Annotated in this window: 24 protein-coding genes and 1 pseudogene; 8 read left to right on the top strand and 17 right to left on the bottom strand. The window is 36.5% G+C overall.

The window, feature by feature from the left end:
• Positions 1-6: 6 nt before the first annotated feature.
• The 10 genes from pheS to CWS31_RS13545 form a co-directional block, all read right to left on the bottom strand.
• The gene (pheS, locus tag CWS31_RS13590) at positions 7-1,002 is read right to left on the bottom strand and encodes a phenylalanine--tRNA ligase subunit alpha (RefSeq protein ID WP_101343949.1); all 996 of its coding nucleotides are present in this window, start codon (positions 1,000-1,002) and stop codon (positions 7-9) included.
• Positions 1,003-1,384: 382 nt separating this feature from the next.
• Positions 1,385-1,669 carry a hypothetical protein gene (locus CWS31_RS13585; protein ID WP_101343948.1) on the bottom strand — a complete coding sequence of 95 codons (285 nt, stop codon included), beginning with the start codon at positions 1,667-1,669 and terminating at the stop codon, positions 1,385-1,387.
• 248 nt (positions 1,670-1,917) lie between these two features.
• Positions 1,918-5,037, bottom strand: coding sequence for a D-2-hydroxyglutarate dehydrogenase YdiJ (gene ydiJ, locus CWS31_RS13580; protein ID WP_101343947.1), 3,120 nt, complete (start codon positions 5,035-5,037; stop codon positions 1,918-1,920).
• A gap of 392 nt (positions 5,038-5,429) precedes the next feature.
• The gene (locus CWS31_RS13575) at positions 5,430-5,909 is read right to left on the bottom strand and encodes a low molecular weight protein-tyrosine-phosphatase (protein ID WP_281286836.1); all 480 of its coding nucleotides are present in this window, start codon (positions 5,907-5,909) and stop codon (positions 5,430-5,432) included.
• Between the two features lie 326 nt (positions 5,910-6,235).
• Positions 6,236-7,156 (bottom strand): sugar phosphate isomerase/epimerase family protein, encoded by a 921-nt coding sequence (locus tag CWS31_RS13570; protein WP_101343945.1) that lies wholly within the window; start codon positions 7,154-7,156, stop codon positions 6,236-6,238.
• A gap of 50 nt (positions 7,157-7,206) precedes the next feature.
• Positions 7,207-8,931, bottom strand: coding sequence for a GMC oxidoreductase (locus tag CWS31_RS13565; RefSeq protein ID WP_101343944.1), 1,725 nt, complete (start codon positions 8,929-8,931; stop codon positions 7,207-7,209).
• A 261-nt stretch (positions 8,932-9,192) separates the two neighbouring features.
• Complete coding sequence (locus CWS31_RS13560) at positions 9,193-9,837, bottom strand: gluconate 2-dehydrogenase subunit 3 family protein (protein WP_101343943.1); 645 nt, start codon at positions 9,835-9,837, stop codon at positions 9,193-9,195.
• 94 nt (positions 9,838-9,931) lie between these two features.
• Positions 9,932-11,167: an MFS transporter gene (locus CWS31_RS13555; RefSeq protein WP_101343981.1), complete on the bottom strand. Its 1,236-nt coding sequence runs from the start codon at positions 11,165-11,167 to the stop codon at positions 9,932-9,934.
• 48 nt (positions 11,168-11,215) lie between these two features.
• A complete protein-coding gene (locus CWS31_RS13550; RefSeq protein WP_101343980.1) occupies positions 11,216-12,268 on the bottom strand; it encodes a sugar phosphate isomerase/epimerase family protein in 1,053 nt (350 codons plus the stop codon).
• 19 nt (positions 12,269-12,287) lie between these two features.
• Positions 12,288-13,505, bottom strand: coding sequence for a Gfo/Idh/MocA family protein (locus CWS31_RS13545; protein ID WP_246143538.1), 1,218 nt, complete (start codon positions 13,503-13,505; stop codon positions 12,288-12,290).
• Positions 13,506-13,740: 235 nt separating this feature from the next.
• Here CWS31_RS13545 and CWS31_RS13540 point away from each other — a divergent pair, with 235 nt between their 5' ends.
• Positions 13,741-14,499: an AraC family transcriptional regulator gene (locus CWS31_RS13540; protein ID WP_101343942.1), complete on the top strand. Its 759-nt coding sequence runs from the start codon at positions 13,741-13,743 to the stop codon at positions 14,497-14,499.
• A 111-nt stretch (positions 14,500-14,610) separates the two neighbouring features.
• On the opposite strand, the gene CWS31_RS13535 is transcribed toward CWS31_RS13540, so the two are convergent.
• A complete protein-coding gene (locus tag CWS31_RS13535; protein WP_101343941.1) occupies positions 14,611-15,966 on the bottom strand; it encodes an MATE family efflux transporter in 1,356 nt (451 codons plus the stop codon).
• Positions 15,967-16,182: 216 nt separating this feature from the next.
• On the opposite strand from CWS31_RS13535, the gene CWS31_RS13530 reads away from it, so the two are divergent.
• The 5 genes from CWS31_RS13530 (at position 16,183) to CWS31_RS13510 (ending at position 19,119) form a co-directional block, all read left to right on the top strand.
• Positions 16,183-17,067, top strand: coding sequence for a helix-turn-helix transcriptional regulator (locus CWS31_RS13530; RefSeq protein ID WP_101343940.1), 885 nt, complete (start codon positions 16,183-16,185; stop codon positions 17,065-17,067).
• A gap of 87 nt (positions 17,068-17,154) precedes the next feature.
• Entirely contained in the window at positions 17,155-17,622 is a 468-nt protein-coding gene (gene ybaK / locus CWS31_RS13525; RefSeq protein ID WP_101343939.1) for a Cys-tRNA(Pro) deacylase, read from the top strand.
• A 101-nt stretch (positions 17,623-17,723) separates the two neighbouring features.
• The gene (locus CWS31_RS13520; RefSeq protein WP_101343938.1) at positions 17,724-18,047 is read left to right on the top strand and encodes a hypothetical protein; all 324 of its coding nucleotides are present in this window, start codon (positions 17,724-17,726) and stop codon (positions 18,045-18,047) included.
• Between the two features lie 207 nt (positions 18,048-18,254).
• Positions 18,255-18,608, top strand: coding sequence for a DUF1428 domain-containing protein (locus tag CWS31_RS13515; protein WP_101343937.1), 354 nt, complete (start codon positions 18,255-18,257; stop codon positions 18,606-18,608).
• 316 nt (positions 18,609-18,924) lie between these two features.
• Entirely contained in the window at positions 18,925-19,119 is a 195-nt protein-coding gene (locus CWS31_RS13510; protein WP_101343936.1) for a DUF1289 domain-containing protein, read from the top strand.
• A gap of 133 nt (positions 19,120-19,252) precedes the next feature.
• Here CWS31_RS13510 and CWS31_RS13505 read toward each other — a convergent pair whose 3' ends face one another.
• On the bottom strand, positions 19,253-19,432 hold the full coding sequence (locus CWS31_RS13505; protein WP_101343935.1) for a DUF6435 family protein: 180 nt from the start codon (positions 19,430-19,432) through the stop codon (positions 19,253-19,255).
• A gap of 213 nt (positions 19,433-19,645) precedes the next feature.
• Between CWS31_RS13505 and CWS31_RS13500 the strand changes: the two genes are divergently transcribed.
• Positions 19,646-20,248, top strand: a complete 603-nt coding sequence (locus CWS31_RS13500; protein ID WP_101343934.1) for a flavin reductase family protein — start codon at positions 19,646-19,648, stop codon at positions 20,246-20,248.
• Between the two features lie 252 nt (positions 20,249-20,500).
• On the opposite strand, the pseudogene CWS31_RS13495 reads toward CWS31_RS13500, so the two are convergent.
• Positions 20,501-20,926: pseudogene (locus tag CWS31_RS13495) on the bottom strand (tetratricopeptide repeat protein); the annotation flags it as partial.
• A 120-nt stretch (positions 20,927-21,046) separates the two neighbouring features.
• On the opposite strand from CWS31_RS13495, the gene CWS31_RS13490 reads away from it, so the two are divergent.
• Entirely contained in the window at positions 21,047-21,328 is a 282-nt protein-coding gene (locus tag CWS31_RS13490) for a hypothetical protein (RefSeq protein ID WP_101343932.1), read from the top strand.
• Positions 21,329-21,352: 24 nt separating this feature from the next.
• On the opposite strand, the gene CWS31_RS13485 is transcribed toward CWS31_RS13490, so the two are convergent.
• The 4 genes from CWS31_RS13485 to CWS31_RS13470 form a co-directional block, all read right to left on the bottom strand.
• On the bottom strand, positions 21,353-21,757 hold the full coding sequence (locus CWS31_RS13485; RefSeq protein ID WP_101343931.1) for an acyl-CoA thioesterase: 405 nt from the start codon (positions 21,755-21,757) through the stop codon (positions 21,353-21,355).
• A gap of 293 nt (positions 21,758-22,050) precedes the next feature.
• Positions 22,051-23,139 (bottom strand): 2-alkyl-3-oxoalkanoate reductase, encoded by a 1,089-nt coding sequence (gene oleD / locus CWS31_RS13480; protein WP_101343978.1) that lies wholly within the window; start codon positions 23,137-23,139, stop codon positions 22,051-22,053.
• A gap of 97 nt (positions 23,140-23,236) precedes the next feature.
• Entirely contained in the window at positions 23,237-25,012 is a 1,776-nt protein-coding gene (oleC, locus tag CWS31_RS13475; RefSeq protein WP_101343930.1) for an olefin beta-lactone synthetase, read from the bottom strand.
• A 58-nt stretch (positions 25,013-25,070) separates the two neighbouring features.
• Entirely contained in the window at positions 25,071-25,970 is a 900-nt protein-coding gene (locus CWS31_RS13470; RefSeq protein WP_101343929.1) for an alpha/beta fold hydrolase, read from the bottom strand.

Genomic DNA, 25,970 nt, shown 5'->3' with positions numbered 1-25,970 from the left:
TTATTCCTACTTGAACTGTTTTAAGAAGCGAAGATCGTTTTCAAAGAATGAACGTAAGTCATTTACGCCATAACGCAACATAGTTAAGCGCTCTACGCCCATACCAAAGGCAAAGCCTGTATATACTTCAGGGTCAATACCAACACTGCGTAAAACATTAGGGTGAACCATGCCACAACCTAATACTTCTAACCATTTACCATTTTTACCCATGATATCTACTTCTGCTGAAGGCTCAGTAAATGGGAAGTATGAAGGGCGGAAACGAATTTCAACTTCTTCTTCAAAAAAGTGATGTAAGAAGTCGTGCAAAATGCCTTTAAGATGGGTAAAGCTTACATCTTTATCAACCATTAAGCCTTCAACTTGATGGAACATTGGCGTATGTGTTTGGTCGTAATCGTTACGGTACACTTTGCCAGGAGAGATAATACGTAATGGCGGTTTCTCAACTTCCATAGTACGAATTTGTACGCCTGACGTTTGGGTGCGTAATACTAACTTAGGGTTAAAATAGAAAGTATCGTGATCTTGACGTGCAGGATGATGCTCAGGAATGTTTAATGCATCAAAGTTGTGATAATCATCTTCAACTTCAGGGCCCGCTTTAACTTCAAAGCCTAAATCACCAAAGAAACTTTCTATACGAGCAATGGTACGTGACACTGGGTGTAAGCCACCAATTTTAGTGCCTCGACCAGGTAAGGTTACGTCAATTGACTCAGCCGCTAATTTTGCTTTAATTTCAGCTGCACGTAATAATTCACCACGGTCATTTAGCAATTTTTGTACTGCTTGTTTAGCAATATTAATTACTTGGCCCATTTTAGGTTTATCTTCTTTAGATAATGCGCCTAAGCCTTTCATTTGCTCGGTAAAAAGTCCTTTTTTACCTAAAAAATTTACACGCACTAAATCAAGTGCGGTTGAGTCTGATGCTTGTGCTATGGCTGTTTCTGCCTGCGCTACAATGTCATCTATGGTGGTGGTGTCTAAGCTCATGATGCCCTCTAAAACGGAGTAAATAAACGGATTAACAAGTTGTAGCTGTTTAATAATATAGTTAAGCAGAACATGCCTGTTAATCGCTTACTGTTCGACCTTTCAAATGAAAAATAAAATGATTTATAAAAATCATCTCAAATGATAAAAAGTCAGATAGTAAAAATGGGATAGATTTTACACGAAAAAGAGCCTTTATGTAGCAGAAATAACAGCTTTTTATTGAAAAAGTAGATATATGGCTATTTCATTTGTAGATCAGGATTCAGTTGGAATTAGAAATAGCTTTTAACAAGGCTTTACGTATAGATGGTGATTTACAGGCAAACACTTTAACAAGTTAAATGATCACGTATTTATGGGCTTGGTATCATAGATATTTTTATACCTTTTCATCTGTTTTTAATGAAGAAGATTTCATAGCTTTTTTATGAGCATGCTCATTGGCATCAGCTTCCATCTTCATTAGTAAAAAAGTTAAATAAATTTTAGTAGGTAAGGAAAAAATCATACCTAGTGCGATACAGCTGGCATGTAAAATAATGCCGGTAACGCCAAGTGAGTCGATATATGTACTAAAAAATTGTAGATACACACCTAATATCAATAAGCATATACCTATGCCAATACAAATTTTGAGTAACAAAACTAAACGTTCGTCTGTCATCTTTTCACTTCCATGTAATTGTAAATATACTTATCTATACATAACTATGTTTACCTAAGTTTACCTAAGTTTACCTAAGTTTACCTAAGTTTACCTAAGTTTAACTAAGTTTAACTATGCTTAACTAGCCTGTTAAGACTGTAACTCTGAACTTTATACTTAAACTTCAAGGCAGTAAGGATAATAAAGCATACGATTTTTGTATAGTTTATTATCCTTACACGTTACTTCGTTTACTTGAATAACGGTTATTGTTGCAAGCTTGCCAAAAGAGCGGTTACTGGATGCTTCGCTTTTAAAGCGCTAAACCTTTTAACTTGTGAGCGACACGAAAAACCTGTTGCCAGTACTTGCTCGTCGTCAAGTTTATCAATTTTTGGCTGCCAACTTAATTCAAATAAGCCTTTAGAGTTATCTAAATTAACTTTCTCATGGCCATACGTACCAGCCATACCACAACAACCCACGCTGACTTTTTCCAGTGGTAAACCAAAATGCTTGAATATGGTTTGCCATTCGTTTTCACTGTTTACCAATGCTGTTTTTTCAGTGCAGTGAGCAAACAATTTAAATGGCTTTTCAGTTAACATTTCGGTTGTTTTAAAAGAGTTATCAGTTTTAACAAAGTTCAATAACCATTCATGAGCAAGTAAAACATTAAAGTCACCACGTTGGTCTTTTAATATTTTTGCATATTCGTCGCGATAACACAGCACCATAGACGCGTCCATACCAATCATTGGCATATCAAGCTTAGCCACTTGGTTTAAAAAGTCGCTGCTCGATTTTGCGGTTTTAGCAAAGCGCGCTAAAAAGCCTTTAACATGCTGTGCTTTACCGTTTGGTTTAAATGGTAACAATATAGGCTCTAAACCAAGCTCTTTGATTAATGCCATCATGCTTTGTACGGTATTGGCATCATAAAAAGAAGTGAATGGGTCTTGCACTATTAATACATAACCTTTTCGCTGTTCAACAGTTAAGCCTTGAAGTTTAGCTAAATCAAAACCTGAAAAACCAGCCTTTTTCACTTGTTTTTTCAAGGTAGGAACAGATAATAACGGCGTATTAACATAACCAATAGTTTTAGCTGATATTTTTTCGTATATTGAAGTATTTAATACCGCATTAACAATTTTAGGTGCTGTTGCCATCAATGGCGCTAAAATTTCAACATTAGCAACTAAATGATCTTTTAATGGTCTAGCGTAGCGAGAATAATAAACATTAATAAATCGCGCTCTAAAGTCTGGCACATCAACTTTTACCGGACATTGGCTAGCACAGGCTTTACAGGCTAAACACCCTTGCATTGCTTCCATTACTTCATGGGAAAAATCACCATTACCGTTATCATCTTGCTCTGGCTTGCTAATAAAATTAATACGTAATTTATCAACCGCAGTACTGAGTATTTCTCGAACTGACCAAATGCTTTTCGGCTTATTGATACTGTCTTCTAATTTTAGAATATCAACACCTTGGTTTTCTAATAAACGTAACCATTCACGCATTAAACCAGCACGCCCTTTAGGAGAGTGACGTCTGTCTTTAGTAATTTTACTCGACGGACACATTGGGCTGTCAGCATCATAGTTAAAACATAAACCGTTACCGTTACAATCCAAGGCAGCTGTATATGACTCTTTCACGTTAACAGGTATTTGTCTGTCATAAAAACCACGTTTAGTGTCGTCAACTGTCACTAATTTTTCATTTGATTCGATTGGCGTACAAATTTTACCTGGGTTCATTTTGTTGTGTGGATCAAACGCTGACTTTATTTTTCTAAGTTCAGTAAATAACGTAGCGCCAAAAAAGTCTGGACCGTATTCACTACGGTAACCTTTACCGTGCTCTCCCCACATTAAACCGCCATATTTAGCAGTTAATTTAACCACTTCGTCTGAAATAACACGTAATAGTTTTTCTTGCTCTGGGTCGCACATATCAAGTGCTGGACGTACATGTAAAACACCTGCATCAACGTGACCAAACATGCCATAGTTTAAGCTATGGCTATCCAATAGCGCTCTAAATTCAACAATATAATCGGCTAGATTTTCAGGTGGAACCGCCGTATCTTCCGCAAAAGCTAACGGTTTTTGTGAGCCTTCTGTTTTACCTAACAAGCCTACTGCTTTTTTACGCATGCCGTAAATTTTGTTAATGCTAGGCAAGTCAGACGTCACTTGATAACCAATAACACCAGAGCTTTCGTTATTAACTAATTCGTCAAGTGTTGCGGTTAACTCTGCAACTTGGTCAGCTAATTCTGCAACGCTATCACCGTTGTATTCAACAACATTAATACCATCCATCACTTTGCCAGGTACATCGGTAATTAAATCACTGACGCTATGCCAAACAATATCTTGTTTAGCAAGATTTAGTACACGAGAGTCGACTGTTTCTACTGAAGTAGCTTTGGCTTCAACAAGTGCAGGAGAATGGCGAAGCGCTGAATCAAAACTATCATATTTAATATTAATAAGTGTTTTAGCAACACGAATTGGATTGATATTTAATTTGGCTTCACAAACAAATGCTAAAGAGCCTTCTGAGCCAGTGATCAAGCGCGATAAATCAACACCGGTAATTTCACCATTATCATTTGTAGATAATACGTTTTCTAAATCATAACCTGTTAAGAAGCGATTTAAGCGGGGGAATTTTTCAAGTACTAAGTCACGATTTTCAATACACGTTTCAAGTACTTGTTTAATAATTTGGCTGTATGCGCTGTCATTTTTGTCAGCTAATAACTTTGCTTCATCTAACGCCATAGGCGCTGTACTCAGTACATCACCATTAGCTAATACTGACTCAAGCGATAAAACATGATTTGATGTTTTACCGTAAACTAAAGATCCCTGCCCTGAAGCATCGGTATTGATCATGCCGCCAATAGTTGCACGGTTTGAGGTAGATAAATCAGGCGCGAAGAAAAAACCATGCGGACGTAAGTAATCATTTAATTGATCTTTTACTACGCCTGCTTCAACACGTACCCATTTTTCAGCAACATTAATTTCTAATACTTTGTTCATGTATTTAGATAAATCAACAATAACACCCGGTGTTAAACTTTGACCATTAGTCCCCGTACCGCCGCCACGCGCACTAAATTTGATACTAACAAATTGCGCTTCACTTGCCGTTTTTGTTAATACTACAATATCGGCTTTAGTTCGTGGATGAATAACTAACTGAGGTAATTGCTGATAAATACTGTTGTCGGTTGCAACAGCGAGTCTCGCGCTATAACTAGCATTAATATCGCCAGTAAAACTACGGCTCTTTAATGTACTAATAAACTCATTATATAACGGAGGAAGATGACTTTGATGGCTAATATGGGGAAGCATAAAAACTTAACTTTTTTGTTAAAACAGGACAGTGCTTCAAGTATATCATGGAAGAAATAAATTTTAATTCAATTATCATCAATATATTCAATAATTGTTAACCTTATGGCGGGGTATTTAACGCAGCACAAAGTACATAGGCTTTGTGCTATTGCTACCTATTATGACCAATAAGCTAATGATTTTCGACGTTCTGAATTTGAGTTAATTTATATACTGAGTGTTTTACAGTCACTAATAAAGTAAATATATAAACTAAAGGCATAAAAAAATCTTAGACTTGGCTAAGGTTTTAATACTTTCTTTATTGGCAATTTATTTCGCTATTTTTGCTTACATTGACCAAGTTATAAGTACACATAACCATCACTCAACATTTTACATTTTACATTTTACATTTTACTTAATAATCCATCACAAGCCGCTTCAACAAGATCAAGTACATAGTCAAAACCTTTTGCACCACCATAATAAGGATCAGGCACTTGGTCTTCTTCATAGCCTTCGGCAAAATCTAACATCAGGTGTATTTTATTTTCTAAGCCTAATGGAGCTACCTTTTTAAGCTCTTCAACATTGTCATAATCCATTGCTAAGATCAGATCAAAGTTTTCAAAGTCTTGCACTGTTACTTTACGCGCTTTAATACCATCAAATGAATAACCACGGGCAACACCCGATTTTTGCGCACGATGATCGGGTTTTTCTTTAGCATGAGCGCCTAAAGTTCCTGCTGAATCGATGTTAAGTGTTAATCCTCTTTGTTGCATTTTATGTCTAAAAACCGCTTCAGCCGTTGGCGATCGACAAATATTGCCCATGCAGACGAATAATACAGATTTTATTTCACTATAATCTTTTGTTTCAGACACTTAAAAGAACCTCAAAGAATAAATATACAAGTTTATAACCAAACCTTAACTTACTTTTCTAGATAATAATAGTTTTTTGGTTGGATTCAATACGCTAAATAATAAATATAAATTGGCATTAAATGGTGATTATAAAGTCGATTTAAAGATAACTAAAAAGTAATTATAAACAGATACTTACCGCGATTATTTACCGTTCATAGTTTAAAATAAAATGATACTTGAATTGTATCTATGACATGTTTGACGGTGATTATCCGATTTTAGGTGATGTTTAATTTATGTTTATATTATACATAAATTAAACATCCCCCTTAATTAAGCGCCTAGTTATTCAAACTAGCAATAGCCTTATCTAAACCTTGCTTTGATAGTTTAACCGCTTGTAGAGGCGTTAAGCCATCAGGATATTCTTCTTGTTCAATCACTAACCATTGTGTACCACCAACCATAATATCTGCGATTAAAACCGCCGACCAATCGGTAACATCATCACCCACAATTGGGCGTTTATTGTCAGCATCAGCTTTATCTGTAACCGCTTTTGGTAATTTTGCTTTTATATGAGTTGTTAATGTACGGTTAGGGTAACGATTAATATATTCTACGGGATCTTTTTCAGCGTACGTTACCCAGCCAACATCCATTTGTAAAACAAAGTCTTTAGGTGTTGATTGAGCAATATGATCCCAAAAAGTTGTCTCCTTAAAATCATCAAATTCTTGATCATGATTATGATATCCAAATTTAAACTCTTCAGCGTTAAGTTGAGTAAATAATTTATTTAAATCTACGATTAAATTATCTACTTGGGCGCTATCCCAAGCACGTTCATCCCAAGGTACAATAAGTGTATCGGTATCTAATGTATTATAGAATATGATAGCTTGATCAAACTTTTCAGGTGAAAAGTCTGTAAAACTAACGTGTGCAGCACTAACCTGTAAACCTAAACCATCTAAAAAAATTTTAAGCCCTTTAGGATCATTTTTATAAGGTCCAAAATCGCCGGCGAATTCGACACCATCAAACCCCATAGCTGCAATCTGTTTTAATGTGCCTTTAAAATCATTTTTAAGTGCATCTTTTACAGACCATAATTGCACGCTTATTTTAGGTATTGCTTTGTTTTTATAGGTTTTGACACTATTTGTTTCGATACCGCTTACTTTTACACTGTCAGCGGCTTGCGTTAAGCATGACATGCTCATAATTACTGAACATATCATTAGTTTTAATTTATTCATTCTTATTCCTTTGTTGTTATATTTTTTATCTTATTTATCAGTATTTACATTTAAATTCGTTTAGCTGCTACTTCTTTAACCGCATAATCAACGGCTCTAGCGGTTAATGCCATAAAGGTTAAACTTGGATTTTGTACTGCTGACGAACAAAAACTTGCCCCATCAGTGACAAATAAATTGGGAATATCATGACTTTGATTAAAACCGTTCAATACAGAGGTTTTAGGATCTCGCCCCATTCGGGCTGTACCTAGTTCATGAATGGCTAAGCCTGGAGGACTATGCGTGGCATGACCGGTAACATTTTTAAGTCCGGCCGCTTTTAACATGAGAATTGACTGCTCTGCCGCGTCTTCCATCATAAGTTTTTCATTTTCTGAAAATCTGACATCAAACTCTATTTGCGGAATACCCCATTTATCTTTTAAGGTGGGGTGTAGACGCATTTGATTTTCAAATCGCGGTAACATCTCACCTTGAGCAGATAAATTAAAACGCCATTTACCCGCTTGTTTTATTTTGTTTTTATAGTCAACACCTAAACCATCGTGGTGTTGTTGAGACTGCCAACCTTCTCGGTAAGCGCCACCAGCCAGCGCATATCCTCTTTTAAAGCCACGTTTGGGATCAGGCTTATAATAAAAATTGGGGATGATAAGTCCAGAAGGTCTGCGCCCTGAATAATACTCGTCTTCAAAGCCTTCAATATCACCAGAAGCAACTGAATTATAATTATGGTCCATTAAATAATGGCCTAAAACACCTGAACTGTTAGCAATGCCGTTAGGAAATTTTTTCGAGGTGGAGTTCATCAATATTTGAGTTGAGCCAATTGTTGAGGCACACACAAAAATAACTTTGGCAAAATATTCTCGTTCGCTTAAATCATCGTTATCTATTACGCGAACGCCTTTAACGCGGTTAGTCACTTCATCATAAATCAGGCTATGCACAACACTATTTGGCGCAATGTGTAAATTACCTGTTTTGGCAGCAGCAGGTAATGTTGAGCTTTGCGTTGAAAAATAAGCACCAAATGAACACCCCGCATGGCATTCATTTCGAGCCTGACATTGCACTCTGCCTTGTGATACATGTAATTCAGAAGGTTTAGTTAAATGCGCTGTACGTCCCATAATTAATGGTCTATCTGGGTATAACTTAGCCAGCGTTGCTTGTATTGCTTTTTCTGGAGCCATCATTTCAAATGGCGGTAAAAATTCACTATTAGGTAAATTAGGTAAATTGTCTTGAGCGCCACTTATACCTGCATGTATTTCAACATGTGAATACCATTTTTCAAGATCCTTACTACGAATTGGCCAGTCATTACCATAACCATCAAGTTTATTAGCATTAAAGTCATATTCTCCTAAACGGTAGCTTTGACGATGCCATAATAACGATTTACCGCCCAGCTGGTTTGCTCGTATCCATGAGAATTCTGTACCGGGTGCTGTGGTATATGGCAAGTCTCGGTCGTTGCCAAAAAAGTGTTTGGTAGTATTACCAAAGGCATAACATTGTTTTTGAATGTTATATTGTTGTTCAACTAATAAATTATCTACACGGCCTCTATGCTCTTGTTGCCACATAGGGGTGTTTTCACCTGTATAGTCTTTGCGATGCTCAACAACACGGCCACGCTCGATCATTAACGTTTTATAGCCGCGTTCACAAAATTCTTTCGCAGCCCAACCGCCTGAAATACCAGAGCCAATGACTATCGCATCATAAACTTCATTGGTTTTATTTATATAGACTTGTTCTTGCATAATTATCTCAATAAAATCTGTTTAAGGTGTTATTTCACCTGCATATTTAACTAACCTGAGATCGAGATAATGAAAGTTAGTAAAGAAATAATATCAATCACTTATAAAACTTCCTTATACAATAGCTTTAATTAATCGTAGTACAAGGCGGGAAAGCGAAGCCAATAACGGGTTATTGGGAGCTTTCATAACGCAGTAATACGGATAATTAAGGCTGTTGTAGCATTTTGCTTATCTCGAACTTAGGTTAACTAACGCTTATTAATGAAATAAGCCGTTTGTTGCCCACGAAGAATCAGTTTCCTTATAAGGTATAGAGCCTTTAAAACCACCAGGAACTGGGTCATAGCGCAACTCTTGTGTCGCGCCTACGATCGAGGTGTAATAACTAAAACAGATATATTGCTTTAGCACTTTAAAATCAGCTCGCTGAGCTTGATTGAAATTTTTCTCACCAAGATCTAACTCTGTCAATAATTGAAATTGTTGCTCTGGCGTTAGCATTAAGAAGGAGTTTGATAGTTGTTGTTGCGAAGTGTTATCAATCATTGTTAATACTGCTACCGCTCTTTCCTGCTCTGCTTTGGTATGACAATGAAAAAGTTGATTATCAATAAAACCATGACCATCTAACTCAGCGGCGCCTAATGTATCTGTTTTAGGAATAACAATTGAGCAGATTTCTTTTAGTAGCATTAATTGGTTTTTATCAAAAACTTTACCGTCTGATAAAATACTGTCAGCATTTGGGGTATATGCCATCGCAACAGAAACTGCATTGCCTGTTAACATTGAACCTGCCACGCAGCCAAACATTGCACTAAATCCCTTAAGGAAACGTCGTCTAGATGTTTGATTCCTCGCTATCGTTGTTGATGTCATTGCAGGTGTATTTTTATATTTCATAACCAACCTCTTTTATTTCAATGCTGATATGTTGTAATACTGATTTACTTCAACACTAAGTTAATTAAATTCAGCGTTTGATTCGTTTAGTGCTTTAGGCGATGACTTTTTTATTCATATGTTTTTTATTCATATAAATGTACAAAAAGCTAAAAGCAACAATAAGTACTGCAGGAAAAACAGCGAGATTAGCCAGTACGGTTTGGCCTGCTATTAACTCGGGATCTACCCCAGCGATTGCAGCCGCATTAGCTTTTTCACGGGCACCATCAATCCAACTACCGATAACAGGGTTCCATATACTTAATGCAAACATACCTGCACCACCAATCATAGACATACCTAACGCGCCACTTTGAGGAATATTTTCAGCAACAAACCCGACCATGGTTGGCCAAAAGTACATCACACCAATAGCAAATAAAATAGCTGCAAAATAAACCATTGAACCAGTGGCAATACTCATTGCATAGATACCTGCGGTTGCAACAATTGCAGAAAATAAAAGTACACCTGTTGGGTTAAGGCGATGAATTACTGGGCCTGCGAAATAACGACCTACCGCCATTAATCCTGTGATTAACGCCATAATTAACATTGGCGATGCACCAGATGCCCCTAAGATTCTCTCAATCCACTGCTGCGTACCTAACTCAGCCGTAGTCGTTAATGTCATACAAATGGCCATAAAAATGAATAAAGGTGAAAATAACGCTTTAACATTTTCACGAGTAGAGCCTTTAATGCGAACAAAGTTAGGAAAGTGCTGCTTTAACGTCATCACGCCGTATATAAAGGCTGGAATTAACATCACCGCAATTTGTAACTGCCAACCTAAACCAGCATCAGTCATAGCTTTGGAAATAAGCGCGCCAACCACTATTCCACCAGGAAACCACACATGGAATTTATTCAACATGGTCGTCTTATTCTTAGGATAAGTTTCTGCAATTAGTGGGTTACAGCCTGCTTCTACTGCACCATTAGCAAAACCAATGAAGAATGTTGAAATTAACAATCCCCAAAATCCTCCCGCCGCAATAGTCAGTAGTAACCCTACTAAGTGACATACAAAGGCAATAATTAATAAGTTTTTAGCACCAAGACTATTGTATACCGCCCCGCCAACCATCATAGCAACAGGGAAGCCCAAAAAAGCCATAGCATTTATCCAACCAAGTTGAGCGTCAGTCAGTGCAAACTCAACACCTAGTTGGCTTAAAATTCCAGCACGTATTGCGAAAGTCATTGAGGTAACGAGTAGCGCCAAACAGCAAATGGTAAAGATTCGTGTTGAATCTTTTTCGCTTATAGTTTTACTAACAGGCATAGTTTTACTACTTGGTATTGTTGTAGTACTTGGCATAGCTTTATTCCTTTATTTCAGCCCTAAAAGGCTCTTATTAATATTATTATCTGTAGCTACGGCAGCAAAATCATCAAACGCCTTGTCGGTTGGATTAATAATATGTTGCTCAATAAATTTAGCGCCTTCTTTAGCGCCATCTTCCGGGTGTTTTATACAGCATTCCCATTCCAGTACTGCCCAGCCGCTAAAGCCATATTGGGTTAATTTACTGAAAATGGCTTTAAAGTTAATTTGCCCATCACCTAAAGAGCGAAAGCGCCCAGGACGATCTAACCAAGACTGATAGCCTCCATACACACCACTACGACCCGATGAATTAAATTCAGCGTCTTTTACATGAAAAGCTTTAATACGCTGATGATATATATCGATAAAAGCCAGGTAATCTAATTGTTGTAAAACAAAATGGCTTGGATCATATAAAATATTAGCGCGAGGATGATTATCTACCGCTTCAAGAAAACGTTCAAAACTTGCACCGTCGTGTAAATCTTCCCCCGGATGAAGTTCATAACAAACATCAACACCTGCTTCATCAAAAACATCAAGAATAGGTAACCAACGCTTGGCTAACTCTTCAAAGCCTAGTTCAACTAAACCTGGTGGACGTTGCGGCCATGGGTAAAATGTATGCCATAACAACGCGCCCGAAAAAGTAGCGTGGGCTTTTAAACCAAGTCGTTGACTTGCTTTCGCTGCAAATTTAAGTTGCTCTATCGCCCATTCGGTTCTTGCTGGTGGATTATTTTGCAGCGCTTTCGGTGCAAAGTTATCAAACATTTGATCATAAGCGGGGTGCACCGCAACTAACTGCCCTTGAAGATGAGTAGAGAGTTCGGTTATCACTAAACCCGCCTTTGCAACTATCTCTGTTATTTCATCACAGTAACTTTGACTCTCTGCCGCTTTTTCTAAATCAATCAGTTTAGGATCTGTTGGTAATTGAATGCCTTTATAGCCTAGACTTGCAGCCCAATGACATAATGAAGATAAGTCATTAAATGGCGCTTCATCGCCCATAAACTGAGCAAGAAAAATAGCGGGCCCTTTGATTTTAGTCATTTTATTTGTGGTCATTACGCTATTTTCCTAAATCTGATTTTTTGGCTATCACAATTTTTTGCGGTGTTAATATTTGCGGTGTTAACAAAAAAGGATGCCATTTAAGTTCAGACTGACTAGCTGCGACAACATTCTCAATAAAAGCCATTCCCCTAATCGCAGTATTGATACCTGGAACATCATTCATTGCCCCAATATTAACATCTTCCGAAAGACCGAATAATCTACTTCGAATTTGATAAGAAAACTGTGTGTAAATATTAGCAAAGGCTTCTAAATAACCTTCCGGATGTCCTGCTGGTGTTCTCATATTCGCTTGGGTTATTTCATCCATTTCACCAACGCCTGCACGTATAAGTTGGCTCGGCTTGTCTGCAAATTTCATCCACACACTGTTAGGTTCAAGTTGCGACCATTCAATACTTGCTGTTTCGCCATATACACGTAATTTAAGACTATTTTCTTCGCCTACTGATATTTGACTGGCAAGTAGAACTCCTTGTGCTCCATTATTAAAACGCAGTAATACGCTACCATCGTCATCAAGTACTCGGCCACTTACATTGCTTGATAATTCAGCACATAAATTGGTAATTTCAAGGCCTGTCACATATTCAGCAAGATTAGCAGCATGTACGCCTATATCGCCCATGCAGCAACTTATACCTGCAGTTTTAGGATCTAATCGCCATGCGGCTTGTTTGCTTTGTTCATCACTTTTATTTGCTAGCCAACCTTGTGGATATTCAACAACAACTTTTTTTACCTTACCTATTAATCCTTTTTTGATTCGCGCTTTAGCTTCTTTTACCATCGGATAACCGGTATAGGTATGGGTTAAACCGTATAACAATCCTGTTTGTTCAATAATTTCTTTCAACGCTAGCGCTTCTGATAAGTCAACCGTAGCAGGTTTATCTGACATCACATGAAAGCCATGTTCAAGCGCCATTTTAGCGATAGGAAAATGAAGGTGATTAGGTGTTACAATAGCCACCATATCCATACCGTCATCACCTAGTTCACGTTCTTTTTCGAACATTTCTTGGTATGAGGCATAACATCGTTGTTCATCTAAATATAAGGCTTTACCTGATGCGACAGAGTTAACGGGGTCTGAACTAAAAGCACCACACACTAATTCAATTTGATTATCTAGTTGTGCAGAAATTCGATGAACAGCGCCAATAAATGCGCCTTTTCCGCCACCAACCATACCCATTCTAATTTTGCGCATAATAGTTAACTCTTATATAAATATTTATAAATAGTGTATGGCATTGTCATTAGTACATATTATGACAACAAACCAAAAGTGATGATTTACTATACTGATATTTTATTATGGCGTGTTATTAATAAATCGGTTATATGTATAACAAAATCGGCGTTGAGTTATTTTCGGTAAACTCATACACTATTATCTTTCACTATGTTTGTTTTGTTATTTAGAGCCAATATAAGTATAAAATATGACTAAAAAAAACCTCTCTCAAGCCTATGTAGATAAGTTTATTAACCAATTTAGTGTTAAACAAATCATTAGTATGTTCGATCTCATGCCTGATGTGGTTTTTTGGGTTAAGGATGAAAATAATCACTTTGTTTATGCAAATAAATTACTGTTAGAACACATGGGGGTTAAGTCTCTATCACAAATATCTGGGCTCAGTGACTTTGACTTTTCACCTGCGCATATGGCAAAACAATATTATGTTGACGATCAAAAAGTAATGAACGGTGAACTGGTAAGTAATCGCTTGGAAATGAATCAAACTAAATCTGGGGACATTGCGTGGTTTACCACATCAAAACGGCCATTACTCAATGAAGAAGGTAAAGCCATTGGCTCATATGGTATTACTCGACATTTAGAGAAAACATCACGTTCATTAGCTGGAATGGATGCGTTAAAAGTACCTGTTGCTTATGTTAGAAAAAACTACATGAATAACATTTGTTTAGAAGAACTAGCAGAAATAACGCATTTATCTATTAGCGCACTAGAGCGTCGTTTTAAAAAGTTTTTGGGGAAAACGCCAAAACAATTTATTAATGAGGTTCGTTTAGAAAACGCAAGACGACTTCTAATAGAATCAAATAGTGGTATCGCAACAATTGCCAATGACACTGGGTTTGCTGATCACAGTTATTTTAGTCGACAATTTCAAAAGTTGTTCGGACAAAGCCCTTCTGCATTTCGTGAAGAAAATTATTCGAGCCATAGTTAAAATCAGCGGATAAACGAATGTCAGTTAACCATGAACCTAACATTACGATAAAATCGCCTCTTTCAGCCTTCTGGTTCATTCATACTAATCCCCAAAAAAGATAGAGCGGGTTTATCTAGTTATAAGGTTTTTCAGCCAAACTTTTTTTCTCATCCGCCAAGTAAACATAAACGCTTTACATACCTCTTCTGAATATGCTGTTAACACTACGTAAAATAACGGCCATTGAAAGTATAAAGCTGTGATAAAGGTTAATGGTATACTCACAACCCACATACCAATAGTATCAATGATTAAACAATACTTATTATCGCCGCCAGCACGGAGTATGCCGATGGAAATCGTCATGTTATAAACTTTAAGACAGGTGCCAAAAACTATTAAAACGAATATTTCAGCCGCTAATTGTAAAGTTAACGTCTCCATCGATTGAAAAGGTTGAAGAATAACATCTTCAAAAGTGTAAATAATAAGCGCTAAAACAAACGTGATTATGGGACCGCCCATTGAGAATATCACGCCAGTTTTCCATGCCGCTTGAAAATTATTTTTACCTAAGTTTTGACCCACAATAATAGAGCATGCCGCAGCAAAACCAAAAAAGAACGCGATTAACATCCCTTCTATCGGCGTTAACATACTCATTACCGCTAATTCTATCGTGCCTATTCGCCCATAAATCAATTGATAAACAAAGGTGCCTAATGACCAAACACCAAAACTTAACATTAATGGCCAAGTAAGTTGTATAAAGTTAAACCATTTTTTTCGGTCATAAATATTAGTAAGGCATGCTTTATTTGGGAAAACGGGATGGGCTATTTTCTTCAAACAATAAACAAGAATTAATACGTGAAATAATCGCGCTAACGTGGTTGCCCATGCGGCACCCACAACGCCCATTGGTTCAACACCTAAACCACCATTAATTAACCAATAATTTAATATAACGTTTAATAAAATAGCTAAAATGCTAAATAACATAGGTAATTTAACTTGGCCTGTTGCTCGTAAAGCCCCTTCAAAAATAAGAATAACGGCAAGAAAAAACAAACTTGGTACAGTGATCCAGAGGTAGCTTTCACCTAACTCGATAACAGATAGAGCAGATGATGCTAGCTCTAGAATTGATGATGCGCTGAAAAAATTTAAAACGATTACCGGTAATAAAAATAAGTATGCGAAGATTATTGCCATCACAATCGTTTTTTTAATTTTAACAGTTTGCGATGCGCCGTAATATTGAGCCGACATGATGCCAACACCGGTTGAGATACCGGTAATAACAATTAAAAGTACAAAAAAAATTCTATTGCCTATGCCCACCGCCGCGACAGCTTCGTTGCCTAAGTGAGAGACCATGATAATATCTATCATGCCTAATAGCGTTACTAAAACACTTTGCAATGAAATAGGCCAAGCAAGCTTGACTGTTTCCTTTAGGAATCCAGGGGTAAATATTGTCATTATTAAAGGGATTAATCGTAAAAATTAAAAATTTATTTTATTATATAAAACAAAGTTACACTATAATTACAAATATCCTTTATCATGTCTAAAACTATCACGCACACCCAAACCGCTTAAACAAGCCGCTTAAAAATACAGATTCAGCTGGAATTAGAAGAGGCTTGTAAGCAATGCATTAATTGAAGTGTATAACGTTTTATTATATGGAAAATTATGTGGCAAGATATATTAAATATTCATCAAGATTGTGAAGAGTATTTCCTCAACTTCGAGCAGATGCCCGGTAATGCTGAGACACTCATCGCCTGCGCTGGCATATCAACACTCAAAACAGAATACCAAATAGGAAAAACGGGAATCGGAGAATCATTTGATTTGAATAACAAAAGAACACGTATTCATTACATGATTATTACCCATTCTGGTGGCGGTAAAATAACATTAGATAATGGTGAGCATCTAATATCGGCGGGTAGTATTGTTGTGCTTCCTGCTGGCGTACCTTTTCTTTATGAATTAGCCGAAGAAAAATGGGATATGTGTTGGTTGTTACTCCACGATTGCCCACAATTTAAATACTTTCACGAGCTAACGCCTGCAGTTTTTCAATCAGATAAAGCTTTGCCACTGTATAAAACCATGACGCTGTTAAGAGACCTTAATCAAGTAAATGGTCAAAATAAAACAGCTATAACTTTAGGTTTAATAGATATTTTGGTTTATCAAATTGAGCAATCGGTGAATTTAAAAGCAAATTTAACCGCACAACAAAACAAATTAAAACTACTTATTCAGTCGATTAAAAAGCAACTTAAATATCCTTGGTCTGTTGCATTGCTTGCTCAAAAGATGCACCTGTCTGAGCCTCAATTTTACCGATTATGTAAAAAAGAAACGGGGCTTAGTCCATTAAAGCTTATTACCAAATATCGATTAGAATATGCCTGTAACTTACTGCGCTTTAGTAATTATAATTTAGAACAAATAGCCTTTACGATTGGCTATGCTGATAGCGTAAGTTTTGCACATCGATTTAAAGAGGCTTATCAAATAAGTCCAGGGAAATGGCGAACCATCCAAAAGAATGAGATGACTTAGGCTATCCTTCTAGCAGGAGCTTTAGTCGCTTGTTTGTCTAAGTTAAGTCGTTTATATTTATTGTAAATATATAAAGTTGAGCATTACATGACACCTGCAATTAAGGCTGCTATAAAAAATAACATTACCTATCATGTTCATGAATATAGTCATGATTCTGCAAGTGAGTCTTATGGTGAAGAAGCCGCTAATAAATTGGGAATTTCTTCAGATAGAGTGTTTAAAACGCTAGTAGTGAGTATTGATAAAACATCACTCGCTGTTGCGGTAATTCCTGTGTCAGCCATGTTAAGTATGAAACTAATTGCTAAAACCTTTAACGGTAAAAAAGCGAGTATGGCGATAAAGGCTGATGTTGAACGCTCAACGGGTTATGTATTAGGCGGTGTTAGTCCGCTCGGACAAAAAAAACGTTTAGCTACGTTTATTGATTCATCGGCAATTCAATTTTCTACTATATTTGTCAGTGCCGGAAAAAGAGGATTGGAGATAGAATTAAGTCCTCAAGATTTACAACAATTGACGCAGGCAACAATGGCTACTATTTGTAGCTAAAAACGGAATCATTTCTCTTCTTTTACTAACTAATTAATAAATATTATTTGATAAATGACATTTATAAGTAACATTAATAAGTAACAATAAGTAATTATGCAATGAAACAAAATTTAAAAAATCTCTCTGAAATTGTCGCTAACGCAAATGATATATTTTACGAACGTAATAAAAATACCGATACACTGATGGGTATTATGGATAAAACGTTACGTGAACAAGGTATGCAAGCTGATGCTATTACTATAGATTGTGTCTCCATTGATAAAAAAATAGTATTGGTATTGCACGATAGTAAAGCCGATTTTGTCGACATTGCTTTAGGTGATAAAGCAGGTGCAATTAACTCATCAACTGAACACTTATTGGCAGAAATTAGTACTGAACAAATAGTTGAAATGATGGAGCAATATTTTATTAGTTAACTCGATAAATTAACTTGATCAATTAAAGTTCTAAATTACTATTATAAATTAGCCTATAAATGCTTTTTCTAAACAAGCTTATTTACTTTAAATGTACTTTTAACAATGCTTTAAAATTGATTTAAAATTGATTTAAAGCATGCTCAAACTTAAAAAATATTTTTACACATATTTTTAAATATACCTTAAAAAAATAAGGAGACTAACATGTCTTATGTTGACGGATTTATCGCTGCAGTACCCACTGTAAACAGAGAAAAATATATTGAACATGCAAAAATTTCAGCCTTGGTATTTAAAGATCATGGCGCGCTTAGCATTGTAGAAACGTGGCAAGATGATGTACCTGAAGGCGAAGTCACTTCATTTACTTTAGCCGTTAAGAAGGAAGCCGATGAATCAGTAGTATTCTCTTGGGTTACTTGGCCTTCTAAAGAAGTTCGTAATACCGCTTGGCAGGCAATAATGGAAGATCCAAGAATGCACCCTGATAATAATCCTATGCCATTTGACGGTAAGCGCTTAATTTATGGTGGTTTTGATACTATTTTAAATGAGTAGCTTGAATGAATAGCTTGGACTAATAATTTGAATGAGTAACTTAGGTGAATAACTTGCCGAGTAGTTTGTATGAGTAATCCACCAACGTCTATCAATTCATTAGCATATTGATAGACCCACACGCATTTATAATCTATGGCGCTCTTTTTATTCACGTTAAAAAAACGTTATAATAGGCGCCTTGAAAATTAGGTTCATGTTTCTTTTAAAACGTGTTTAATAAACACTTGACGAAGTTACAGACTAATCTTTACTCATATACAAATATACCCAGTATTTTGTGCAAACTATTGTTAAAAAATAAGTAGAAGTAAAAATGTTCATAGGAACCACTACCACCGTAATTAGCCCATGCATCAGTCAATGTAAGTTAGATGCTGATGACAACTGTTTGGGTTGTTATCGAACTGCAGCAGAAATAAGTGATTGGATGAGAATGTCTGAAGATGAACAAATAGCAATATCTATTCGCTGTAAAAAAGAAATAGCCCGCTGTGCACAAGATAGCTAAAAGTTAGCTAATATTTGTAAAGTATACTTAAAATACAAATGAGCAGAATATAATCACAGACATTACTTAGGTATTACTGAGTGATTACTTAAGTATAAGCTTGGCATAAACTAAGGTTTGGCCAAACATAACTCTATTTTGCACTGTCTTTTTCTAGCGCTAACATTTGAAGTTTAATTTCTTCAGCTTCAGCAGTGATCATCGCATAACCTTTAATATCACCATTTCGTTGTGCTTGCATAGCTTGTTCAAGTTTAGCTTCGTAGCGTTTATCTAATTTTTTAATCGGGTTTTTCTTAAAGAAAGAGAACATCGTAAAGTACTATTTAATAAGGTATTGAATCTACTATACGCGTATAAATGGTTTTTGGTTCTTATATTTTTATTTTTATCCTTTAATCGTTAACTGTAATACAGAACTTTAAAGCGTAACTGCTACCTTAATGTAGTGCATTGACATGCACTTATTATTTGAATCCAGGTATTTTTAATACTTTACATTTTTAATAAAGATTACGGAAAATCAATGAATCTCGATACTTCAACTCTCACTGCTCAAGAAAACTATCGGCTTTTAAATGGCGGCGTTACACCAAGACCAATTGCTTGGATAAGTACACGTTCAAAAGATGGCGTTGATAACCTTGCGCCCTACTCTTTTTTTACTGTCGCTAGCTGTAACCCACCAGTATTACTATACACACAAGTAACACAAAGAAGCGGCATTGATAAAGACACTTTACAAAATTTACAAGAAACGGGCGAATGTGTTGTTAACATTGTAAATAACAACTTACTTGAAAAAATGAATGCGACCAGTGCAAGTATTAGTCGTGATCAGAGCGAATTTGAACTAGCTGGCGTTGAGCACAGTCTAAGCAGTAAGGTAAGTCCTCTGTCGGTTACGGATTCACCGATCAGATATGAATGTAGTTTACGAGAAGTTATTTCTGTCAGCGATTTACCGGCAGGAGGGACTATTGTGCTTTTAGACGTGAAATCTGTTTATGTAAGAGATGATCTTTACAGTAATGAGGGTATTAACCAACAATTCATTGACTCTGTTGGTAAAATGGGTGGTGATGGTTATAGCCCCACATCAAATTATGTTGAGCTAAATCGACCATAGCTATAACTATAACTATAACTATAACTATAACTACATTGAAAAAGTTACAACAAAAATAGTTACATTGAAAATAAGAAGGCGCTATATAGCACTATAAATAAACAGTTATTGTTACAGGGTCTATAAATCTTGCCAAGTTTTTAACTTTTTAACTTTTTCAACTGGCTGAGCTTCAATAGGCGCTTCTTCCACGGTTTCAATAACTACTTCGGCCACAACTTCTTTTGTTAAATCTTCGACTTCAACGCCTTTAAGCTCAGCTAACAACTCTTGAATTTCAGCTTTTAAATCTTTATCGGCAATTTTATTACTGCTGATCATTGCTTGTTCTAAATGTGCAATAGCGCTCGTTGTATCACCTAATTCAACTTGCAACGAGGCAATGGCGAAACTAATTGATGAAAGAAAGTCCTTTGAATTAATCGCTTGTGCTTTAACCAAGGCTTTCTCGTAAATAGTAATTGCCAGCTCTAGGTCATCAGTAAAATCAGCGAGGGTTTCCCACTGTACAGGGTGATCTTTATCTGAATCTTCATTATCGTCACAAACTTGCTGTAACTCCGCATAATACTCATCAAACTTAGCCTGATTTTTTCTCATCACCGCCTGCATCAAATCTTTCGCTAAAGAATGTACGTGCTTATATATTTTGGTATTGACGTTAGTATTTGTGCTCATGGGTTACCTTTTGAATTTTTCATAACAATATTACTTAATATAAGATGATTATAATGGTTTTCGAGTAACTAAACAGGTTATTGTAGCAAGATAGCTTAAACAATTACTCAAGATAATATTATGAACGTAGATAAATCAACAAAACGCATCGCCAAAAGAATTAAAAAAGGCTTTCAAGGTTACCCACAAATTACCTTAACTTATTTTGGTGAATCAGCTAACTGTGCAACAACTGTTGTGGTTGGCTTTATTCAAGCGGAGGGTGTTGCAGTTCAAGAACAAATATTTACCAGTAAATCTGATGCGAGAACAGATGAAGCCATTCAAACCACACTGTTAAAAGTCATTGAGCTTGCGGGTGCAAAAACGGTTATAGAGACTGAAGGTACTGCTATATTATAAGTAATTAACTACTTATAACGTCAATTATTCACCTGCTTTTAGCGGCGTTAATATTTCTTCTGGGATAGGTTGTAACTGCTTGTTTTTATCTAAGCAAACCATTTCAATATCAGCAATTACAGCCGCCCTAGTACCATCAGGCCGCCATAACTCTTGGCGCCATACGGTTTTGTATTTACCATCGAATTGATAAGTGGTTCGCACATCACAAATTTCTGCAAACTCAACACCATCTTGAAAGGTTAAGTTTGCTTTGTAAACGGCAAAGCCCAACCCCTTCTCTTGCCACAAGGTAGCCAGTCTATTACTGTCGATAACATGCTCGCGCGCGCGCTCAAAATACTTTAGAAAATTAGGGTGATATACAACGCCAGAATGGTCAGTATCTTCGTAATATATTTGCACTGGATGATGATAAACTTTACTCATAGTGTGTAGGTAAACTCCTAATAATTATTACTTTATGCTTTATAAAAGTATGCATTGGCACTTATATCTTAAACTTTATTTTTTGACAAAGGGCTATTTAACCTGAGTTCGGGATAATGAAATTGTACAGCATAACAATATCAAATATTTACACTAAAGCATCTACAATAGTTTTAGTTATTCGTAGATCAAGGCGAAAAAGCGAAGCCAATAACGAGTTATTGGGAGTTTTCTTAACGAAGAAGTACGGATAAATAAGGCTGTTGTAGCACTTTGCTTATCCCGAACTCAGGTTACTTAACAAGTGATGCTTTGAGTAGCTTCATACCATCATTGATTGATATAAGCGGAGAGTAACCTAAATCATGTTTAGCAGCACTAATATCAAAATAATGGCTAGTCGACAGCTGTCTTGCAACAAATCGGGTCATTATTGGCTCTTGCTTTTTATTCAATAACTTATAAACACACTCAAGTAAGCTACCTGCTGAATAAGCAACAGAGCTAGGTACGCGTTTAGTTACTGGTGGTAAATTAGCACATTGTAAAATGTTATTTAGCATTTCAGCCATGGTAATGGGTTCATCGTTACTAATAAAATACGCTTTGCCATTACACTTAGCGTTTACTTTAGTTAATTCAATTGCAGCTAAGATATGTGCGTAAGCGGCATTATCAACAAAAATAGTATCAACTAGTTTATCCTCTTTACCGACTAATTTTAATTTACCTGCGCTGGCTCTTGCTAAAACACGCGGTACCAAATGTGGATCATTAGGTCCCCAAATTAAATGAGGACGTAAAGCTACGGTTTTAAGTTTATATTCCACATCTGTTTTGTCTATTTGTCCGGCATTTAAAATTAATTGCTCAGCAATTGCTTTCGATTCGCCATAGTAATTTAAGAATTTATTAGCATAAGGCTCTGATTCATCAATTCCTGCCTCATCAACCCCAGCAAAAGTTACGCTAGGTGTGCTGGTGTAAACTAATCGTTCGATGCTTAATTCGGTACAGGCTTGAATAACATTTTTAGCGCCTTGAACATTGGGTAAGTAATAATCTTCTTTACTGCCCCAAACACCTGCTTTAGCAGCAACATGAAAAACAAGGTCGCACGATGCCATTGCTTTTTTAAGTTGGGCGAAATCAGTAATGTCACCTTGCACCATGTTTACACCGATGTCAGATAATTCACTGTAAACACCCCGGGCAAAGCCAGTTACTTTAATGTTCGCTTGGCGTAATAATTTACAGAGTGCTTTTCCTAAAAACCCCCCTGCTCCTGTAACAAACACATGATTTGTTTGCTCAGCAAGATCACTCAGCGGTTGTTGAAGCTGTTTATTAAACGCCTCAATAATAGATTCTAATTCATGCATGTGTTTTTCAGTGCTTCTTGTCTCAGTGATTATGGGCTCTATGATTTTTGTGTCCGTAATCGCTATGTCTGTAGTAGTTTTGTTCGGAATAATTTTGTCAGTCATCAGTTAGCTCTTCTTGTGCCCACACGCTAAGCTTTTCACGAAATATTTTTGCGTTATGACGAATATCAACAGGAAAATCATCATGAATTAAAAAATGTGAAATAGCTGCAGTTTGTTGATGAGCAAAAGCAATCGATCTTAATGCTGAGAACAAACTCGATTCATCAAATGTACTGTTTTTTACTTTTTGTAGTTTTTTCGCTTCATCGGTAAGCTCTATACATATTACTGGCGTTGTAACATTTAACAGTTTCACGCCAACTAATGCAGAGCGCTTAACGAGGTTATGAGTATTAAATATACGTTCACAAGGAATAGAATAAAAAACTTGTTTCGGTGTTTCAACGCGATGTGCTTTACGGCCACACATCCACAATAGCCCGTTATCATCTAAATAACCTAAATCGCCCATTCTATGACGTACATTATCGGCTCCATCACAGTCTTTAATTTTTGCCTGTGCAGTAGCCAAGTCACGCTGATAATATTGCTGGCTGACCATATCACCTTTTACGACAATTTCGCCTATATCGTTCGGGCCTAAGGCAAGAACGTCATGCCATTGCTCAATTACCTCTTCAGTAATTTTAATAATTTTAATGTCAACGCCGCTAATAGGTCGGCCAACACATATACCACCACCATTATCGGTAATATGGCTAGTTTCGAGTAAATCATTACTCGCAATTTTAGTTAGCGGTAACGACTCTGTAGCGCCATAAGACGTTAATATAGGTACATTATCATTAAGTAAGTGAGTAAATCGTGCAATAGATGGCAATGTTGCTGGTGCACCTGCTGATATAACGCGCTTTAAACTCGTTAATTTTGTAACGCTTGAGTTGTCTTGCTGAGCATCACTTGCCCCCGCCTGCCCTAACACTTCAATTAATGCGGGATTGGCAAACAAATTAGTACATTGATATTTTTCAATAGCTGCGAAGATATAATGAGGGTTGGCTCTAATCGGTTTACTGGCATCCATATCTGGCACAATTGACGCCATACCTAATGCAGGACCAAATAATGAAAATAATGGAAAGGTTGCTAAATCACGTTCTCCGGGTTCAATAGCATAATCGTTTTTAAGTGCAGTAATTTGTGCTTCAAACATTTTATGGCTATACACCACACCTTTTGGCGTACCTGTACTGCCACTGGTAAACATTATTGCCGACATAGCATCATCAGCAAGTTTTACCATTGGGTAAGTCGCTTTATTATCTGTGTCTTTTTCTATATTCAGAGGATAACGTTTAAGTATGTTAGCTAAGCTATCGCCACCAATTACCTTGGCAACTAGTTTTGCAATAACAGAGCTTCCACCCACGGTTAAACATTTTTTTACGCTGCCTTTACCCCACGCAAATATTATTCTGGCAATATGCGCTTTCGGAATGCCAATAAAAGCATCAGGGGCAGATTCAATAAAACATTGCTTTAGGTTTTTAATGCCCATACCCGGGTCAACTAAAATAGGTACAATACCCGCTTTGAATAAAGCAAAAGTTAAGGCAAAAAAATCAATACTTGGGGTTACCATTAACACCGCTTTCATGCCTGATTTAATGCCATAGGCATTTAATGCATAAGCAATTTCATCGCTGCGTTGATGTAAGGTTACAAAATTAATTTCTTGATAGGTAAGTATGCCGCTTTGGCTTTTTTGTACTGCAACGGCTAACGCGTTTGGCGTGGCTATTGCAGCATGAGCGAGATGACGACATAAGTTAGCTTGATTGGAAGACGAGTTAGTTGTTTCTATCATTTTCCGGTTTCCTGTTGGGCTTTTAGATATTACCAAGTTAAACTTATGTGTCTAAACTCTATTTTGTAAGTTGTACTTCTGTTGATTTGATAAACTCATTAATTAACGGCACTACTTCATCAGCAGCGTCTTCTAAAATGTAATGTCCGCAATCATCAAAAGCATGTACTTTTGCTTCTGGGAAGCGTTGCTGCCAAACATCTAGAAAATGTTTATCAAAAACAAAATCTTTTAATCCCCAACAAATAAGCATTGGTAATTTATTAAAATTTTCTAAACTATCGCTAATATCGGAAACCAATTGGTAGTTTCTGTCGCCTTCTTTAAGCGGTATATCTTGAATAAATCGTAAAGTAGATATGCGATTTTTCCATGAGTTAAATGGCGCAACATAAGCTTCACGCACTGCTTTAGGCATTGGCTTACGCTTAACACCAATACAAGAAGCGATTCCAGAAAATGCATTAAAGCCACGCACCAGCACAGTACCAATAAACGTATTGCGACCTAACCACAAAGCAGGTGGTAGCTTTTTAGTTTTTGGTAAATGAAAAGCTGCTGTATTTAATATAACTAAACGTTTAATACGTTCAGGATATCGAGCCGCATAGCCCATACCAATCATTCCGCCCCAGTCATGTACAACCAGGGTAATATTTTCGTTTACGTTTAAATGCTCAAGTAAAGCGTCTAAGTCATCTATACGATTAGCTAAGGTGTAATCATAACCTTCATCATCAGGTTTATCTGATAAACCGCAACCGATATGATCAGGAACAATACATTGATGATTTTCACTTAATTGGCTAACAAGATTACGGTAATAATACGACCAACTGGGGTTGCCATGCACCATAACCACAGGAGAGCCTTGCCCTTCATTGACATAATGATATTGATGACCATTACGGTTAATGTAATTAGCTTTAAACGGCGAGTGATTCTCTAAATTAGTCAT

This window comes from Colwellia echini (assembly GCF_002843355.2).
GTDB lineage: Bacteria > Pseudomonadota > Gammaproteobacteria > Enterobacterales > Alteromonadaceae > Colwellia > Colwellia echini.
Note: the sequence above shows the minus strand (reverse complement) of the source record. Positions and strands in the feature narration are given on the sequence as shown.